Origin of the sequence: Neisseria sp. P0014.S002, assembly GCF_051958295.1 — a bacterium.
Classification (GTDB): Bacteria; Pseudomonadota; Gammaproteobacteria; order Burkholderiales; family Neisseriaceae; genus Neisseria; species Neisseria flavescens_B.
On record NZ_JBQCVO010000058.1, the window covers coordinates 1 to 294 of the forward strand.

At 51.7% G+C, this 294-nt stretch carries 1 pseudogene; it reads right to left on the reverse strand.

The annotated features are described in order from the left end of the window. A pseudogene (locus ACTHSX_RS10595) lies at nucleotides 1-294 on the reverse strand (protein translocase subunit SecF); the annotation flags it as partial.

The window sequence follows — 294 nt, forward strand, 5'->3', positions numbered from 1 at the left end:
ACCAAAACGGACGAGTAAATACAGAATACGATACCGATGTTCAGCGCCATAGAGAAACCGTGCAAGGCTGCGCCGCCAAACACCAGCAGAGAAACAACCATTGCCTCGGTCGAACCGTGGGTAATGATGGTACGGCTCATGGTTGCGGTAATCGCGTTGTCGATGACTTCCGGCACTGTGTGGCCGCGCATATGCGGCTTACGGAAGTTTTCACGAATACGGTCAAACAAAACCACAGAGTCGTTCACGGAATAACCCAGAACTGCCAAGATACCTGCCAAGACAGTCAGAGAG